12 protein-coding genes are annotated in these 16,909 nt (G+C 72.7%); 8 read left to right on the top strand and 4 right to left on the bottom strand.

The genetic code is table 11. The features are described 5' to 3' along the window. Positions 1-11 precede the first annotated feature (11 nt). The 4 genes from glgB to glgX are packed head-to-tail and all read right to left on the bottom strand — an operon-like array spanning position 12 to position 10,629. Positions 12-4,571 carry a 1,4-alpha-glucan branching protein GlgB gene (glgB, locus tag SGUI_RS17635; protein ID WP_066637646.1) on the bottom strand — a complete coding sequence of 1,520 codons (4,560 nt, stop codon included), beginning with the start codon at positions 4,569-4,571 and terminating at the stop codon, positions 12-14. Next, entirely contained in the window at positions 4,571-6,346 is a 1,776-nt protein-coding gene (treS, locus tag SGUI_RS06225; protein WP_066637644.1) for a maltose alpha-D-glucosyltransferase, read from the bottom strand. Before treS ends, glgB begins: the two co-directional genes overlap by 1 nt. Before the next feature lie 10 nt (positions 6,347-6,356). Then, a complete protein-coding gene (locus tag SGUI_RS06220; protein ID WP_083190532.1) occupies positions 6,357-8,447 on the bottom strand; it encodes a maltotransferase domain-containing protein in 2,091 nt (696 codons plus the stop codon). Between the two features lie 43 nt (positions 8,448-8,490). Beyond that, a complete protein-coding gene (gene glgX, locus SGUI_RS06215; protein WP_066637642.1) occupies positions 8,491-10,629 on the bottom strand; it encodes a glycogen debranching protein GlgX in 2,139 nt (712 codons plus the stop codon). A 120-nt stretch (positions 10,630-10,749) separates the two neighbouring features. Between glgX and SGUI_RS06210 the strand changes: the two genes are divergently transcribed. From SGUI_RS06210 to SGUI_RS06175, 8 genes are all read left to right on the top strand, one after another. After that, a complete protein-coding gene (locus SGUI_RS06210; protein ID WP_066637640.1) occupies positions 10,750-11,619 on the top strand; it encodes a glycosyltransferase family 2 protein in 870 nt (289 codons plus the stop codon). Positions 11,620-11,694: 75 nt separating this feature from the next. Continuing rightward, positions 11,695-12,162, top strand: a complete 468-nt coding sequence (locus SGUI_RS06205; RefSeq protein ID WP_066637638.1) for a hypothetical protein — start codon at positions 11,695-11,697, stop codon at positions 12,160-12,162. A gap of 46 nt (positions 12,163-12,208) precedes the next feature. Continuing rightward, positions 12,209-12,805: a hypothetical protein gene (locus SGUI_RS06200; protein ID WP_066637635.1), complete on the top strand. Its 597-nt coding sequence runs from the start codon at positions 12,209-12,211 to the stop codon at positions 12,803-12,805. Next, positions 12,802-13,602: an enoyl-CoA hydratase/isomerase family protein gene (locus SGUI_RS06195; RefSeq protein ID WP_066637633.1), complete on the top strand. Its 801-nt coding sequence runs from the start codon at positions 12,802-12,804 to the stop codon at positions 13,600-13,602. The genes SGUI_RS06200 and SGUI_RS06195 overlap by 4 nt, the downstream gene beginning before the upstream one ends. A 250-nt stretch (positions 13,603-13,852) precedes the next feature. Further along, positions 13,853-14,197, top strand: a complete 345-nt coding sequence (locus tag SGUI_RS06190; protein ID WP_066637632.1) for a PadR family transcriptional regulator — start codon at positions 13,853-13,855, stop codon at positions 14,195-14,197. A gap of 15 nt (positions 14,198-14,212) precedes the next feature. Then, the gene (locus SGUI_RS06185; RefSeq protein ID WP_066637630.1) at positions 14,213-14,944 is read left to right on the top strand and encodes a hypothetical protein; all 732 of its coding nucleotides are present in this window, start codon (positions 14,213-14,215) and stop codon (positions 14,942-14,944) included. Between the two features lie 95 nt (positions 14,945-15,039). Next, entirely contained in the window at positions 15,040-15,819 is a 780-nt protein-coding gene (locus tag SGUI_RS06180) for an electron transfer flavoprotein subunit beta/FixA family protein (protein WP_066637623.1), read from the top strand. A gap of 30 nt (positions 15,820-15,849) precedes the next feature. Continuing rightward, on the top strand, positions 15,850-16,806 hold the full coding sequence (locus tag SGUI_RS06175) for an electron transfer flavoprotein subunit alpha/FixB family protein (RefSeq protein ID WP_066637620.1): 957 nt from the start codon (positions 15,850-15,852) through the stop codon (positions 16,804-16,806). Positions 16,807-16,909: the final 103 nt, after the last annotated feature.

Genomic DNA, 16,909 nt, shown 5'->3' with positions numbered 1-16,909 from the left:
GCCTCTGCCTCTCACTCTTCCTCGTCGGCGGCCTCGTCGCCGTCCGACCGGTGGGCCACGCCGAACCTCGAGAAGTCCTGGCCGGCCGCCTCGCCGTCGCTCTCGTCCAGCGTGGCGACCGTCGTGCGCTCCTCGTGGTCGATCGGCTGGCCACCCTCGGCGACGAAGGGGTGCTCCGGGGCGAGCTCGCCGTGGGCCAGCTCCTCGGTGGAGCCCTCGTCGAGGCCCTCGGCGCCGTCCTCGGTGCCGTTGTCGGTGCTGTCCACGTCCGTGTCCTCCTCCGTCGCCCCGGTGACGACCTCGCCGGTCTCCTCGGCCGTCGTGGCCGCGGCGGTCTCCGGCTCGGAGCGCCGGGTGAGGTCCTGCTCGTCCACGGGGTCCGGCACCAGCCAGACCGCGCCCAGCGGGGGGACCGTGATGAGCGCCGACCAGGGCTGGCCCTGGTGCGGGTGGTCGACCGCCTCGACCGAGCCCATGTTGCCCTGGCCCGAGCCGCCGTAGTCCTCGGCGTCGGTGTTGAGCACCTCGCGCCAGCGGCCGCCGTAGGGCAGTCCGACGTGCACCTGATGGTGGGGTATGCCGCTGAAGTTGACCACGGCCGCGACGACCGGGCGCAGCCCCGGGCCGAGGTCGCCCTCGTTGCCCCAGCGCAGGAAGGAGTACTGGTTGCGGCCGGCGTCGTTGGCGTCCAGCCAGCTGAAGCCGTCCTCGTGGTGGTCGATCTGCCACAGGGCGGGCAGCTCGGCATACAGGCGGTTGAGGTCGCGGACCAGCCTCTGGATCCCGGCGTGCTCGGGCTGCTCGGTGAGCTCCCAGCTCAGCGACCCGCCGTCGGCCCACTCGCGCGCCTGCGCGAACTCCGAGCCCATGAAGAGCAGCTGCTTGCCCGGGTGGCTCCACTGGTAGGCGAGGAAGGCCCTCGTGGTGGCGAACTTCTGCCACGCGTCGCCGGCCATCTTGCGCACGAGCGAGCCCTTGCCATGCACGACCTCGTCGTGGCTGATCGGCAGGATGTACTTCTCGCCGAAGGCGTAGACGAGGGAGAAGGTCAGCGCGTGGTGCTGGTGCGCGCGGGCGAAGGGGGAGGCGCCGAGATAGCCGAGGGTGTCGTGCATCCAGCCCATGTTCCACTTGAAGCCGAAGCCCAGCCCGCCCTCGTCGGTGCGGGCGGTGACGCCCGGCCAGGAGGTGCTCTCCTCGGCGATCATCACCACGCCCGGGGAGCGCCGGTATGCCGTCGCGTTGGCCTCCTGCAGGAGCGCCACGGCCTCGAGGTTCTCCCGGCCGCCGTGCCGGTTGGGCACCCACTGGCCCTCCTCGCGGGAGTAGTCCAGGTAGAGCATCGAGGCGACGCCGTCGACGCGCAGCCCGTCGGCGTGGAACTCCTCCAGCCAGTAGGTGGCGTTGGCGACGAGGAAGTTGCGCACCTCCGGCCGCCCGAAGTCGAAGATGTAGGAGCCCCACTCCGGGTGCCAGCCCTTGCGCGGGTCCGGGTGCTCGTAGATCGGGGTGCCGTCGAAGCGGGCCAGCGCCCACGGGTCGGTGGCGAAGTGCCCTGGCACCCAGTCGAGGATGACGCCGACCCCGGCCTGGTGCAGCCGGTCGATGAGGTGGCGCAGGCCGTCCTCGTGCCCGAACCGGCTGTCCGCGGCGTAGTAGCCGGTGACGTGGTAGCCCCAAGACCCGCCGTAGGGGTGCTGCATGACGGGCATGAGCTCGACGTGGGTGAAGCCCATCTCGGCGACGTAGGGCACGAGCTGGTCGGCGATCTCGGTGTAGCCCAGACCCTTGCGCCAGCTGCCCAGGTGCACCTCGTAGATGCTCATCGGGCCGTGGTGGACGTCCCCGGCGGCGCGCTGCGCCATCCACGCGGCATCGCCCCAGCGGTGGGTGCTCACGGTGACGACCGAGTTGTTGAAGGGCGGGACCTCGCTGGCCCGTGCCATGGGGTCGGCCTTGGCGCGGCGCACGCCGTCCGGGCCGGTGATGTCGTACTTGTAGTGCGCACCCTCGGCGACGCCGGGCACGAAGAGCTCCCACACACCGGAGTCGTCGTGCGCGCGCAGGGCGTGGGTGGCGCCGTTCCAGCCGTTGAAGTCGCCGACGACGTGCACCGCCTCGGCGTGCGGCGCCCACACCGCGAAACGGGTCCCGGTGACCTGCCCCAGCTCGTCCCGCACCGTCATGACGTGCGAGCCGAGCGCCCGCCACAGCTCCTCGTGGCGGCCCTCACCGATGAGGTGCAGGTCGGTCTGGCCCAGGCTCGGCCCGTGCCGGTATGCCTCGTCCACGACGGCGGAACCGGTGCCGCTGGACACCTTGAGCCGGTAGGCCGGGACGGTCTCGCGGTCGAGGACGGCGACCCAGATGCCCCCGGTCTCGTGCGTCATGGGGACGGTGTCACCGCCCGCGAGCAGCACCTCGACATCGGTGGCCTCGGGCTGGAGGGTCCGGACCGTGACGTGGCCCTCGTGGGCGTGCGCCCCCAGGAGCACCTGGGGCGTGCGGTGCAGGCCGTCGACGACGTCGGCCGCCTCGTCCAGGTCCAGCGGCAGCGTGTGGGGGGCCGGCGGGGCGCTCGGCTCCTCCAGCGGCGTGCGGTCACCGGGTCGGGAGGTGACGACCTGCTCGGACCCGGTGGCCTCGTCCCAGGCCGCGGCGTGCCGCACCTCGGGGTCGCCCTGTGGCTCCCCGGACCAGCCGCTGGCAGAGCGGCCGGGGCGCGGGCCGAGCTCGAGCTCCTCGCGGGTGCGTCGCCCGGGCGGCAGGGTGCCGACCTGCATCTCCTCCGGCGGCGGCACCGGCGCGTGCGGGTAGCCGCCGCTGGCACCGCGGCCGGAGGCATACTCCGGGGCGGCGCCGCTGGCCGCGCGCCGGTCCCCGGTCGGCGGGTGGTCCAGCGGGCCGTCGTGCCGCTCGACCTCGATGAGCGAGGCGCCGTAGTCGTCGGCGATGCCGTCGGGCTCCGGGACATCCTCAGGCTCTGGGACGTCCTCCGACCGGACACCCCGTGCGTCCGCCTTGGGCCCTGCACCAGGCGCCTCCTCGTCCGACCGGACACCCCTTGCGTCCGCCTCGGGCCGGACGGAAGGGGTGTCCGGTCGGGAAGGGGCCTCGTCGCTCGTGCTGGGCGTGTCGGCCGTGCGGGTCTCGGGGGTGTCGCTCGTGCTCACAGGGGTCTCCTTCGTCGTGCCGGTCTCGGGCACGTCGCCCGCGGCGCCCAGGAGGCGCTGCACGGCGGCGACCGGGATGACCACCCAGTCGGGGCGGTTCTGCGCCTCGTAGCTGACCTCGTAGAGCGCCTTGTCGAGCTCCAGGGCCGCCAGCAGCGACGCCTGCCCGGCGCGCAGGTCGTCGTCGGACCCGCTCGCGTAGCCCTCGAGGAAGGCCTCACGGGCCGCGGCCGCCCAGGCGCCACGGTCGCCGACGCCGGCGAGGGCGGCCGAGGCCGCCGCGTAGTCGAAGGACCGGAGCATGCCGGCGACGTCGCGCAGCGCGAGGTCGGGCTCGGTGCGCTCGGCGAGCGGCCGCAGCGGCTCGCCCTCGAAGTCGAGGAGCACCCAGCCACGGTCGGGCGCGTCGAGCACCTGGCCCAGGTGGTAGTCGCCGTGGATCCGCTGCAGGTCGGGCAGGTCGGAGGACTCGAGCTCGGCATACATCGCGAGCACCGGGTCGCGGTATGCCTCCAGCTCGGGGGCGTCCCGGAAGGCCTGCTCGGCGCGGGTGCGCATCTGCGCGACCAGCTCGGAACGGCGGCCGGCGCCGGCGTGGCTCCCGAAGGCCTCCCGCAGCACCGTATGCACCGTGGCGGTCGCGGCGCCCAGCGAGCGGGCGCCCTCGGTGAAGTCCTCGTCCGCCCCGGCCGCGACGAGCGCGCGCCGCCATGCGTCCTCGGTGCCGGGCAGGAACTCCTGAGCGAAGGCGAGGTGCCCGTGCGCCTCGGCGCCGTCGGGGGAGACCCAGCGACCCTCGACCGCGCCGACCGGGTCCGGCACCTGCCGCGAGCCACCCCGGCTCACCGCGGTCTGGACCGAGACGTCGGGGTTCTCCCCCTCGGCCAGCACCCGGAACAGCTTGATGATGACCGGCCGGTCCTCGCCGTGCATGTCGACGATGATCGAGGTGTTGGACTGCTCGCCGATGAGCACCCGGGAGGCGGCGAGCGCCGGTGCGGGCCCCGCGGGCGCGAGGCGACGCGCCTGCGCCGCCGGGACGTCGTGCTCGGCATACATCTCCGAGAGCAGCACGTGCGCGAAGACCGGGTCGTGCGTCGCGTCGTAGACGTAGCGGGTGCCCAGCTCGTCGTGCTCAGCGGTCGCGACCAGGGCGTGCTCGAGGAAGGGCACCGCCTCGGCGCGGTAGGTGAGGGGCACCTGGTAGACGATCGGCTCCGCACCGGACTCGTCGACGAGGACGTGGTCCTCGATGCCGACCTCGCCGAAGGGGTCCTGCCAGCGGATGCTGCCGCCGTGCCGCAGCCGGGGGGTCCCGGCCTGCTTGCCGCGGTACCAGCGCTGCCGGGCGACCCAGGCGGGCAGGAACTCCTCGAACGTCGGGGTGAGGGTGGCCATCAGGACGCCTCCTCGGTCGGGACCTGGTCGTCGGTGGTGGCGGGCTCGGCGCGCTCCGGGGCCTTGGGCGGACGCAGCCCGAGCCAGAAGAAGCCGCGTGAGCCCAGGGTCAGGGTGATCGTGCCGTCGGCGGCGACGTCGGGGAAGTTCAGCCCGCCGAAGAGGTCGCGGACGTCGGCGCCCCGGAGCCGCTCGGGCAGGGTGATGGTCGTCGCCTGGGGCCGGGAGGAGAGGTTGTTGACGCAGAGCACCCCGGGGTGCCCCTCGCGCTCCTCGTCGTCCCGGTCGTCGCCCTCCGGCAGCGCCCGGGCGAAGGCGAGGACGGCGTCGTTGTCTGCCTCGCAGGGGAGGTAGTCGCCGGTCCCGAAGACCTCGTGCTGGGCCCGCACCTGGAGCATGCCGCGGTTCCAGTGCAGCAGCGAGGAGCCGCTGGCCATCTGGGCCTCGACGTTGACCCCGTTGTGGTGGTAGACCAGCGAGCTGATCACCGGGAGGTAGAGCTTGCCGGGGTCGGCGGTGGAGAAGCCGGCGTTGCGGTCCGGGGTCCACTGCATCGGGGTGCGGACCGCGTCACGGTCCTCGAGCCAGATGTTGTCGCCCATCCCGATCTCGTCGCCGTAGTAGAGGCAGGGCGAGCCGGGCAGGGAGAGCAGCAGCGCGTTGATGAGCTCGATCTCCTCGCGGGAGTTGTCGAGCAGCGGCGCCAGCCGGCGGCGGATCCCGACGTTGGCGCGCATCCGCGGGTCGGGGGCGTACCAGCCGTACATGGCCGAGCGCTCCTCCCCGGAGACCATCTCCAGGGTGAGCTCGTCGTGGTTGCGCAGGAAGGTGCCCCACTGGGTGCCGGGCGGGATCGCCGGCGTCTCGTCCATGACCCGGATGATCGGCTCCGCCTTCTCCTCGCGCAGCGAGTAGTAGAGCCGCGGCATGACCGGGAAGTGGAAGCACATGTGGCACTCGGGCGCCTCGGGGGTGCCGTAGTAGTCGACCACCTCGGCCGGCATCTGGTTGGCCTCGGCGAGCAGCACCCGGCCCGGGTACTCCTCGTCCACCATGGCCCGCAGCGCCGCGAGGAACTCGTGCGTGCGGGGGAGGTTCTCGCAGTTGGTGCCCTCCTCCTCGAAGAGGTAGGGCACGGCGTCGAGGCGGAAGCCATCGATGCCGAGGTCCATCCAGAAGCGCACGACGTCGAACATCGCCGCCTGCACGGCGTCGTTCTCGAAGTTGAGGTCGGGCTGGTGGGAGAAGAAGCGGTGCCAGAAGAACTGTCGGCGGACCGGGTCGAAGGTCCAGTTCGAGGTCTCGGTGTCGACGAAGATGATCCGGGCGTCGGCATACCGCTCGTCGGTGTCGGACCACACGTAGAAGTCGCCGTAGGGGCCCTCGGGGTCGGACCGGCTGGCCTGGAACCACGGGTGCTGGTCGCTGGTGTGGTTCATGACGAGGTCGGTGATGATCCGGATGCCCCGGGCGTGCGCCTGGCTGATGAGCTCGCGGAAGTCGGGCAGCGTCCCGAACTCGGGCAGCACCGCGGTGTAGTCCGCCACGTCGTAGCCGCCGTCGCGCAGCGGCGAGGCGTAGAACGGGGGGATCCACAGGCAGTCGACCCCGAGCCACTGCAGGTAGTCCAGCCGGTTCATCAGGCCGGAGAAGTCGCCCGATCCCGAGCCGGTCGAGTCGTCGAAGGCCCGGACCAGGACCTCGTAGAAGACCGCCTTGCGGAACCAGTCCGGGTCGTTCTTGAGCCCTGGCTGGTGCAGGTTCAGCCCGCGCATCGTGCTCCTCTCAGGCCGTGGTGACGTGGATGATGTGGACCGGCTCGTGCCCGTAGCCGGGTCCGAGCTCGACGTAGGGCGCGTCGTCCCAGGTCCAGGTGGCGCCGGTGACGAGGTCGTGGGCGCGGAAGCGGTCGCCCCAGCTCAGCCCGAGGGCGGGCAGGTCCAGGTGCAGCCGGGAGCCGCGCACCGCGTAGGGGTCGAGGTTGGCCACGACGAGCACCGTGTCCTGCGCCGAGCCGTCCCCGGCGCCGCCGCCGTGCTTGGAGAAGACCAGCAGGTTCTCGTCCTCGGCCTGGTGGAAGCTGACGTTGCGCAGCCAGTGCAGGCTCGGGTGCTCGCGCCGGATCCGGTTGAGCATGGTGAGCCAGCCGGACAGGTCGGGTCGGCCGTCGGCGGGCTCGTCCCAGCGGCGGTTCTTGTACTCGTACTTCTCGTTGTCGACGTGCTCCTCGGCGCCGGGGCGCGGGACGTCCTCGACGTGCTCGAAGCCGGCGTAGATCCCGTAGGTCGGCACCAGCGTGGCGGCCAACGCCGAGCGCACGAGGTGCGCGGTCACGCCGCCGTTGCTCATGTAGGGCGTGAGGATGTCGTGCGTCGTCGGCCAGAACGAGGGGCGCATGTAGGGCGCGGTCTCGGTCGCCAGCTCGGTGACGTACTCCCGCAGCTCGGCCGCGGTGCTGCGCCACGCGTAGTAGGTGTAGGACTGCTGGAAGCCGACCTTGGCCAGGGTGCGCATCATCATCGGCTTGGTGAAGGCCTCGGCCAGCCAGATGACGTCCGGGTGGTCCTGGGCGACGTCGGCGATGAGCCACTGCCAGAAGTTCACCGGCTTGGTATGCGGGTTGTCGACGCGGAAGATCCGCACGCCGTGGTCGATCCACACCTGGATCACCCGCCGGATCTCGGCATACACGGCGTCCGGGGTGTTGTCGAAGAAGACGGGGTAGATGTCCTGGTACTTCTTCGGCGGGTTCTCGGCGTAGGCGATGGAGCCGTCGGCCCGGATCTGGAAGAACTCCGGGTGGCTGCTGGCCCAGGGGTGGTCGGGGGAGGCCTGCAGCGCGATGTCCATCGCCACCTCGAGCCCGAGCTCGCCGGCGCGCGCGACGAAGGCGTCGAAGTCGTCGAAGTCGCCGAGGTCGGGGTGCAGGGCGTCGTGCCCGCCCGCGGCGGCACCGATGGCGTAGGGCGAGCCCGGGTCGAGCTCGTCGGCGTCCAGGGTGTTGTTCTTGCCCTTCTTGTTCGCCGAGCCGATCGGGTGGACGGGCGTGAGGTAGACGACGTCGAAGCCCATGTCGGCGATCGCGGGCAGCCGCTCCTGGGCGGTCCCGAAGGTGCCGCTGGTCCACAGCCCGGTGTCCGGGTCCTGGGTGGCGCCCTCGGAGCGGGGGAAGATCTCGTACCACGCGCCGGTGAGCGCGAGCGGGCGCTCCACGAGCAGAGTGGTGGACGGCGAGGCGCTGACCAGCTCGCGCAGCGGGGTCCGGGCGAGCACCGCCTCGACCTCCGGCGAGGTGCCGGCGTGCAGGCGGTCGGCCACCGGCAGGGCGCTGCGGCGCAGGGTGTGGGCCGCCTGCTCGAGCACCTCGCGGTCAACCTCGGTGTGCTCGTCGGCGTCGAGCGAGCGCTCCAGGACGCGCGCCCCCTCCTCGAGCATGAGCTCGACGTCCACCCCGGCCTCGACCTTGATCGTGCCGTCGTGCTCCCACGTGGCGTAGGGGTCGGACCAGCCCTCGACCCGGAACGTCCAGACGCCCTCGCGGTCGGCATGCACCTGCGCCTGCCAGTGCGAGAGCCCCGGGTTGGTGCAGGTCATCGGCACGTGGTGCTCGCCGCCGTCGGGGTCGACGAGGACCACGGTGGCGTTGACGGCGTCGTGCCCCTCGCGGAAGACGGTCGCGGTGACCGTGAAGATCTCGCCGGTCACGGCCTTGGTGGGGCGCCGGCCGCCGTCGACGACGGGCTCGACGTCGAGGACGGGGATGCGGCCCAGCGGCTCCTGGCCGAACCTGGCCAGGGCGGAGCGGTCGATGCCGGAGGAGGCGGACGCCGGGGCGTCGGGACGGGACTGGGCGGTCGTGGTCGAGTGCTCGGTCACCTGGCCAAACCTACCCGGCTTCCGTCCGGGAAACCACGCGCAGTCACCCGTCCGCCGGACGGCCCGCCCCGACCCTGGCGGTGAGGACCGTCAGGGTCGTCGCGCCGACCTCGACCTCGGCCCCGGCGCCCACCTCCGAGCCCGCCGGGCTGCCGGTCCCGCTGGCGAAGCGCACCTCCCAGCCCTCCACGCCGTCGAGGTCCGGGAGCCTCGTCGTGGTGCGCCCGGTCCCGGCGTGGAGCAGGAGCGCGACCGCCGCGCGGTCGTCCTGGTGCAGGGTGTCGTGCACGACGGTGATCGTGCACCGGTGCGGGTCGTTCCAGCGCTCCTCGGTCATGACCTCGCCGTGCTCGTCGAACCAGCGCAGGCGGGTCCGCCCGGGCACGGCGTCGAAGCGGGCGAACTCCGGCCCGCGCAGCAGCGCCAGCTCCCGGCGCAGGGCGAGCAGCTGTGTGGTGTCCGCGAGCAGCGCGCGCTGCCACTCCGCCAGCTCCCAGTCCACCCAGGTCAGCCCCGAGTCCTGGCAGTAGGCGTTGTTGTTGCCCTGCTGCGTGCGGCCCAGCTCGTCCCCGGCGACGAGCATCGGCACCCCCGGGGAGAGCAGCAGCGTGCCCAGCAGGTTGCGGATCGAGCGACGGCGGTGCCGCAGCACCTCGGGGTCGGCGTCCGGCCCCTCGACGCCGTGGTTCCACGAGCGGTTGTCGCCGTGCCCGTCGCGGTTGTCCTCGCCGTTGGCGTGGTTGTGCTTGTGCTCGTATGCCGTGAGGTCGGCGAGCGTGAAGCCGTCGTGCGCCGTGACGAGGTTGACCGAGGCGATGGGCCCCCGCCCGTCGCGCGCGAAGAGGTCCGCCGACCCGGCGACCCGGGTCGCGAGCTCCCGCACGCCGTGCCCGGGCTGGCCGTGGAGGCGCCGTCCCACGTCGGCCAGCCAGAAGGTGCGCGTCGCGTCGCGGAAGCGGTCGTTCCACTCGGCGAAGACCGCGGGGAACTGCCCGGTCCGCCACCCGTGGACCCCGACGTCCCACGGCTCGGCGACGAGCTTGACCCGGCTGAGCACCGGGTCGGCCTCGAGCGCGACGTGGAAGGCGTGCTCCCGGTCGTAGGCGTCGTCGCGCCCCCGGGCCAGCGCCGGGGCGAGGTCGAAGCGGAAGCCGTCGACGTGGAAGTCCTGCACCCAGTGGCGCAGCGAGTCCAGCACCATCCGCGCCACCTGCGGGTCCCGCAGGTCCAGCGTGTTGCCGCAGCCGGTGACGTCGATGTCCCTCCCGCGGTCGTCGAGGCGGTAGTAGGTGCGGTTGTCCAGGCCCCGGAAGGACAGCGTGGGGCCGTCCCGGACCGACTGCTCCGCGGTGTGGTTGTAGACGACGTCGAGGATCACCTCGATGCCCGCCTCGTGCAGCGCCCGCACCGCGCCCTTGGCCTCGTCCACGACGCCCTGCGGGTCGGTGGCGGCGGCATACCCGGCGTGCGGCGCGAAGTAGCCGAGGGAGTTGTAGCCCCAGTAGTTGACCAGGCCGCGGCCCACGAGGGCCGGCTCGGAGGTGAAGGCCTGGATCGGCAGCAGCTCCAGGCTGGTCACGCCGAGGCTGGTGAGGTGCTCGAGCAGCGCCGGGTGGCCGAGCGCGGCATAGGTCCCGCGGATCTCCTCGGGTATGCCCGGGTGCCGCATCGTGAGCCCGCGCACGTGCGCCTCGTAGAGCACCATCTCGGTCCAGGGCACGTCCGGCCGGGCGTCCTGCCCCCAGTCGAAGCCGTCGTGGTCGACGACGACGGAGCGGGGGACGTGGGTGGCGGAGTCGCGGTCGTCGGGGGTGTCGGGGTCGGTCCAGCCGTTCTCGCCCACGACGTGGCCGTAGACCTCCGGGCCCCAGGTCACCTCGCCGTCGACCGCCCGGGCGTAGGGGTCGAGGAGCAGCTTGGCCGGGTTGTGCCGGTGCCCCTCGTCGGGGGACCACGGGCCGTGCACGCGGAAGCCGTAGCGGGTCCCCGGCACCAGCTCGGGCACGAGGTCCCACCAGATCCCGTGGGCGTTGCGGCGCAACGGGATCCGGCGCTCGCCGTCGGGGGTGGACAGGCATACCTCCACCGCGGTCGCGTGGCGGGCGAGCACCGCGACCTCGGGACCGGCGTCGGTGCTGGTGAGGCCCAGCGGGGGCGGGCGCTCGATGCTGCGGCGGGGCACGGGCGCAGACTACCGAGGGGTCTGCGTCCCAGCGCGATCCGCCCGGCGCGTGCGACAACTCAGCTGTCGCAAGGTTGCGGCGCCGGCCGCGGGGTCGGGGGGTGGGAGAGGGGGTCCCGGGTGGGCGACGTCGCGTCGGGCACCGGTCCGCAGCACGAGGGCATCAGCGTGTCCGTCGTCGTGCCGGTCCACGACGCCATGCCCTACCTCGAGTCGTTGCTGCGCCCGCTGGCCGCGCAGGACCTGGACGAGACGGCCTTCGAGGTGATCCTCGTGGACGACGGCTCGACCGACGGCGGCCCGGCGGTGCTCGACGCCTGGGCGGGCGGGCGCCCGCGGGCGAGGGTGGTCCACCAGGACAACAGCGGCTGGCCCGGGCGGCCCCGCAACCGGGGCCTGGACCTGGCCCGCGGCCGCTACGTCTCTCTCGCCGAGGCCGACGACGAGCTGGGCCCGGAGGCACTGCGCCGCATGGTGGAGTTCGCCGACGAGCACGGCAGCGACGTCCTCGTCCCGCGCTCGGTCGGCGTGGGGCGGTCCGTGCCCCACCTCTTCCGGGCGACGCGGGTCGACGCCGACCTGGAGCGGGTCTTCCACACGCTCACGCCGCAGAGGCTCTTCCGGCGCAGCTTCCTGGAGCGCGAGCAGCTGCGCTTCCCCGAGGAGAAGGTGCGGCTCGAGGACGGGATGATGCTCGCCCGCGCCTACCTCCTGGCCGACCGGGTGTCCTACCTCGGCGGGTATGCCTTCTACCGTCTCACCCTGCGCGACGACGGGCGCAACATCAGCTCGCAGACCATCGACCCGGACGGCTACACCTGGTCGGTCGCCGAGGTGAGCAGGCTGGTCCGGGAGCACGACCCGGACCCCGGTCGCGCCGACCGGATCGTGCTCGACCTCTACCGGCGCAAGTGCCTCAACCACTACCGCCCGGCCCGGTGGGCCGAGACCTCCCCGGAGCGACGCCGCCAGTTCCTGGCCGCGCACTAGCGCTTCCTCACCGAGCACGTCCCGCCCGAGCTGGAGGCCCGGCTCGTCGAACCCTTCCGGACGCTGTCCCGCCTGGTGCGGGCCGGCGACCTCGCCGGCCTCACCGAGTCCCCGCGGGAGGGCATCGACCGACCTCTGGCCGCGGCCCTGGCGGTGCGGGGGCGGTGGTGGCGGGGCCGGCTCCGGCTGACCCTGGAGGTGCACGGTGCCTGCGTAGGGGAGCGCTCGCGGGGGCTGGAGCTGTCGCTGCGCACCCGCGGGGAGGACACGACCACGACGGTCGACCTGGGCCGGCCCCGCAGCCTGGACCAGCCGGCCGGCAGGCCCGCGGTCTCCGTCTTCCGGGTCGACGTGCCCGGCTCCGCGCTCGCGGCCCGAGGACGGACCTTCTTCGACCTGTCCGTCCACGTGGCCGGCGACGGCGGGACGGAGAGGGTGCGCGTGGCCGCGCCGCTGCAGTCCGTGCTGCCCGAGCCGCGGCGGGGAGCACGGGTCTACAGCACCGTGCACGGCAACCTCAGCGTCCAGGTGGTCGGGCGCTGACCCGGGTCGGGACGCTGGGTCGCGCCCGAGCCGTTACGTTGGAGTCATGAGTGATCCGACCTCGCTGCCCAACTTCCCGCCCCCGCCGCAGGAGCACCCGCTGACCGGGCGGGTCCTCGACGCGCTGCAGGACCTGCAGATGTCGCCCAACCTGGACAAGGCCGGCGACGTGTCCTTCGAGGTGCAGAACCAGAAGCTCTTCGTCAAGGTCATCGAGGGCGAGCAGTTCGACATCATGCGCGTCTTCGGCCAGTGGCAGATCGCGAGCAGCGTGCCCGAGGACCTGCTGACCCGGCTCAACGGCTGCAACGACGTGACCCTCGGGGTCAACCTCGTCAAGGCCGGCATCGCGAGCGGCAACCTCGTGCTGGCCGTCGAGCAGATCATCGCCCGGGCCGAGAAGCCCAAGCCCAAGATCCAGATCGCGACCGGGCTGCTGCTGCAGGCGCTGCAGCTGTGGCACCGCAACGTCGTCGCGAAGTCCCAGGCCGAGCAGGGCCTCGAGCCCGAGCTGCCCGAGGGCGCCCCGGAGGGCACCGAGGTCGGCCCGTGGCTGTCGGTCGGCCCGCAGGGCCGGTCCGGGGACCAGGGCTCGTCGGGCGGCGAGAGCACGGGCGAGGGCGACCCGCAGGACCAGTCGTGAGCAGGACCGTCCCCACCGCCAGCGACCTCGTCCGGGTCGAGGTCGAGGACGGCATCGCCACGATCCGGGTCGACCGGCCGAAGATGAACCCGCTCTCGATCGAGGTGCAGGACGCCCTCGGCGAGGCCGCCGGGATCGTCGCCGACGACGACGAGGTCGGGGCGGTCGTCCTCTACGGCGGTGAGAAGGTCTTCGCCGCCGGCGCGGACATCAAGGAGATGCAGGACATGTCCTACGCGGACATGGTCCGGCGCGCGCCGGTCATCCAGGAGTGCTTCTCCGCCGTGGCCCGGATCCCCAAGCCGGTCGTCGCCGCGATCGAGGGGTATGCCCTCGGCGCGGGCAACGAGCTCGCGCTGTGCGCCGACTTCCGGGTCGCGGCCTCGGACGCCAAGCTCGGGCAGCCGGAGATCCTGCTCGGGGTCGTCCCCGGGGCCGGCGGCAGCCAGCGGCTCGCGCGGCTGGTCGGCCCGGCGAGGGCGAAGGACCTCGTCTTCAGCGGGCGGATGGTCGACGCGGACGAGGCCCTGGCCATGGGCCTGGTGGACCGCGTCGCGGAGCCGGGACAGGCATACCAGGTCGCGCGGGAGATGGTGTCCCGCTACGTCGGCGGCCCCACCCTCGCGCTGCGCGCGGCCAAGGAGGCGATCGACCGCGGGCTCGACGGCGACCTCGAGACCGGGCTGGCGATCGAGGCGATGCAGTTCGCCGGCGTCTTCGCCACCGAGGACCGCAAGATCGGCATGACCTCCTTCGTCGAGGAGGGCCCGGGCAAGGCGCGCTTCACCGGCCGCTGAGGCCACGGCGGGCTGCGGCATACGGCCCCCGGCAAACCGCAGAGATCTCACCCGGCGGGGATCTCACCCGGCCTGCCGCAGACCTCTCACCCAGCGGGGAGGATCGGTGCAGCTGCACCGATCCTCCCCGCTGTCGCGTCCTGATCTGCGGAGGATCGGTCCAGCTGCACCGATCCTCCCCGGGGGTGCGTGGGCGTACCCGCCGGACGGACTAGTTGACAGGCTGACTAGTCAGGTAGATCATCTAGTCATGGAAGCGGACCAGTGGCCGGGCGAGTGGCTCCGTGGGGTGCTCGGGGTGTGCGTGCTGCGCATCCTGCTCGACGGACCCAGCTACGGCTACGCCATCACTCAGCGCCTCGCCGAGGCCGGCCTGGGCAAGGTCAAGGGCGGCACCCTCTACCCCCTGCTGTCCCGCCTCGAGGAGGCCGGGCACGTGGCGGTCGAGTGGCGCCCCGGCGAGGGCGGGCCCGGCCGCAAGTTCTACGCCCTGACCGAGCAGGGGCGCGTCCTGGCCGGTGAGCAGGCAGCTCGCTGGGCCGACTTCACCACCGTCACGCGGGGGCTGACCGACGCGGCCGCCCGCACCGTCTGAAGGGCCGTGCGCACCATGAGCTCGATCTCCGACCGTCCCAGCGCCAACCCCGAGCGGCTCGCGCCCAGCGTCGAGCCCGGGTGGGTGCGCGCCTTCGTCACCGAGCAGAACCTGCGCGGTGTCATGCCGCGCGTCATCGGCGACCAGCTGGCCACCGTCGAGAGCCACGTCCGGGAATCGGGCGAGCCCGCGTCCGAGGCCTTCGGCGACCCCGTCGGGTATGCCCGTGCGCTCCCCGAGGGGGAGCGCCGGCGGCTGGACCGGCGCACCGTCCTCGAGCTGGTCCTCGGGCTCGCCGGGATGGTGCTCGTCCTGGCCGGTTTCACCGCCTGGCTGGCCGACAGCCCGGTCCGCATCACCACCGGCTACCTCGCCGTCCTCGGGCTCACCGCGCTGGGCACCGCCGCCCTCCTGCTCCGCCCCACGGCGCTGCTGCGCCTGGTCGTGGACCGCCCGCTGCTCGCCTGGGGCGTCATGATCACGCCGTTCGCCGTCTTCGTGGCCTGCCTGCTCCTGCTCCGCACCGAGATCGCGACGCTCCCGGTTCTCCCGGTCATGGCCGTCGGCGCCCTCGCCCTGGCGGCCTCGAGCGTGCTGGCCGCCGTGAACCCGGTCGAGGACGAGATCACCGGCCCGGGGGAGGTGCCGCGCCGCAGTGCCGTCTCCCGGCGGGTGGGCGTGCTGCTCTACCCGCTGCTCACCCTCGGCGTCATGGCGATCAGCTGGGTGCCGACGCTCTTCCTGTGACGGGCGCACGGGCATACCCCGCCCGGTGGAGTTGACGCGAGCGTCAAGTGGCATCATGGCAGCAACGACCACCCGCAACCACGAGGACGTGAGCAGTGAACATCGTCGTCTGTGTGAAGTACGTTCCCGACGCCCAGGGCGACCGCGCCTTCGAGGCCGACCACACCACCGACCGTGAGGGTGTCGACGGCATCCTCTCCGAGCTGGACGAGTATGCCGTCGAGGAGGCGCTGAAGATCGTCGAGGAGGGCGAGGGCGAGGTGACCGTGCTCACCATGGGCCCGGACGACGCCGCCACCGCGATCAAGAAGAGCCTGCAGATGGGCGCCCACAAGGGCGTGCACGTGCTCGACGACGCCATCGCCGGCTCGGACTCGGTCGCGACCTCGCTCATCCTGGCCGAGGCGATCACCAAGATCGGCGACGTCGACCTCGTGCTCACCGGCCTGGCCTCGACCGACGGCGTGATGTCGGTCGTCCCGGCGATGCTCGCCGAGCGCCTGGGTATGCCGCAGGTCACCTTCGCCTCCGAGCTCACCGTGGGCGACGGGTCCGTGACGATCCGCCGCGACAACGAGTCCTTCTCCGAGACCGTCGAGGCCAGCCTGCCGGCCGTCGTGTCGGTCACGGACCAGATCAACGAGCCGCGCTACCCCTCCTTCAAGGGGATCATGGCGGCGAAGAAGAAGCCGGTCGAGACCTGGGGCCTGGACGACCTCGACATCGACGTCTCCCAGGTCGGGCTCGGCGCCGCGTGGACGATGGTCACCGACACCAAGGCCCGCCCCCCGCGCGAGGCCGGCCAGGTCGTCACCGACGAGGGCCAGGGCGGCGAGGCGCTCGCCCAGTTCCTCGCCGACCGCAAGCTCGCCTGACCCGACCACGACAGCCCAAGGAGTTTCGACATGAGTGAAGTCCTCGTCCTGGTCGACCACGTCGACGGAGACGTCCGCAAGACCACCGCCGAGATGCTGACCGCCGCCCGCCGCCTCGGCGAGCCCTCGGCCGTCTTCGTCGGTCAGGGGTATGAGTCCGCCAAGGAGGACCTGGCGCGCTACGGCGCCGAGAAGGTCTACCTCGCGCAGGACGCCGTCTACACCGACCACCTCGTGGCGCCGGTCGCCGAGCTGCTCGCCGACCTCGTCGGCCGGGTCTCGCCGGTGGCCGTGCTCGTGGCCTCGAGCAACGACGGCAAGGAGGTCGCCGCCCGGCTCGCGATCAAGACCGGGTCCGGCATCGTCACCGACGCCGTCGACGTGCAGCCGGTCGACGGCGGCGTCGGCACGACGCAGTCGGTCTTCGCCGGCAGCTACACCGTGACGACCACGGTGACCAGGGGTACCCCGGTCGTCACCGTCAAGCCCAACAGCGTCAGCGCGGAGGAGTCCCCGGCGACCCCGACCGAGGAGGAGGTGTCGGTGGAGGTGTCCGAGTCGGCGAAGGCCGCGCGCATCACCAACCGCGCCGAGAAGGAGAAGTCGGGCCGCCCCTCGCTCACCGAGGCGGCGATCGTCGTCTCCGGCGGGCGCGGCACCGGCGGCGACTTCGGCCCGGTCGAGTCCTTCGCCGACTCGCTCGGCGCCGCGGTCGGCGCCTCGCGGGCCGCGGTGGACGCCGGGTGGTACCCCCACTCCCACCAGGTCGGCCAGACCGGTGTCTCGGTCAGCCCGCAGCTGTATGTCGCGGCCGGCATCTCCGGCGCGATCCAGCACCGCGCGGGCATGCAGACCTCCAAGACGATCGTCGCGGTCAACAAGGACGAGGAGGCCCCGATCTTCGAGCTCGTGGACTTCGGCGTCGTCGGCGACCTCTTCACCGTCCTGCCCCAGGCGGCCGACAAGGTGCAGCAGAACAAGGGCTGACGCCCGGCCCCCGGCATACCGGGCGGTCGACCCTCGCCACACCTGACCGAGCGGCCCACTCCGGCGCCCGATCCTCCGACCTGGGCAAGGTTGCGCACCGCAT

Origin of the sequence: Serinicoccus hydrothermalis, from assembly GCF_001685415.1 — a bacterium.
GTDB classification, from domain to species: Bacteria; Actinomycetota; Actinomycetes; order Actinomycetales; family Dermatophilaceae; genus Ornithinicoccus; species Ornithinicoccus hydrothermalis.
Note: the sequence above shows the minus strand (reverse complement) of the source record. Positions and strands in the feature narration are given on the sequence as shown.

Coding starts and splice junctions, on each gene's coding strand:
- glgB (WP_066637646.1), bottom strand. CDS start 4,571: ATGGCCACCCTCACCCCGACGTTCGAGGAGTTCCTGCCCGCCTGGGTC.
- treS (WP_066637644.1), bottom strand. CDS start 6,346: ATGCGCGGGCTGAACCTGCACCAGCCAGGGCTCAAGAACGACCCGGAC.
- SGUI_RS06200 (WP_066637635.1), top strand. CDS start 12,209: ATGAGTGATCCGACCTCGCTGCCCAACTTCCCGCCCCCGCCGCAGGAG.
- SGUI_RS06190 (WP_066637632.1), top strand. CDS start 13,853: ATGGAAGCGGACCAGTGGCCGGGCGAGTGGCTCCGTGGGGTGCTCGGG.
- SGUI_RS06185 (WP_066637630.1), top strand. CDS start 14,213: ATGAGCTCGATCTCCGACCGTCCCAGCGCCAACCCCGAGCGGCTCGCG.
- SGUI_RS06175 (WP_066637620.1), top strand. CDS start 15,850: ATGAGTGAAGTCCTCGTCCTGGTCGACCACGTCGACGGAGACGTCCGC.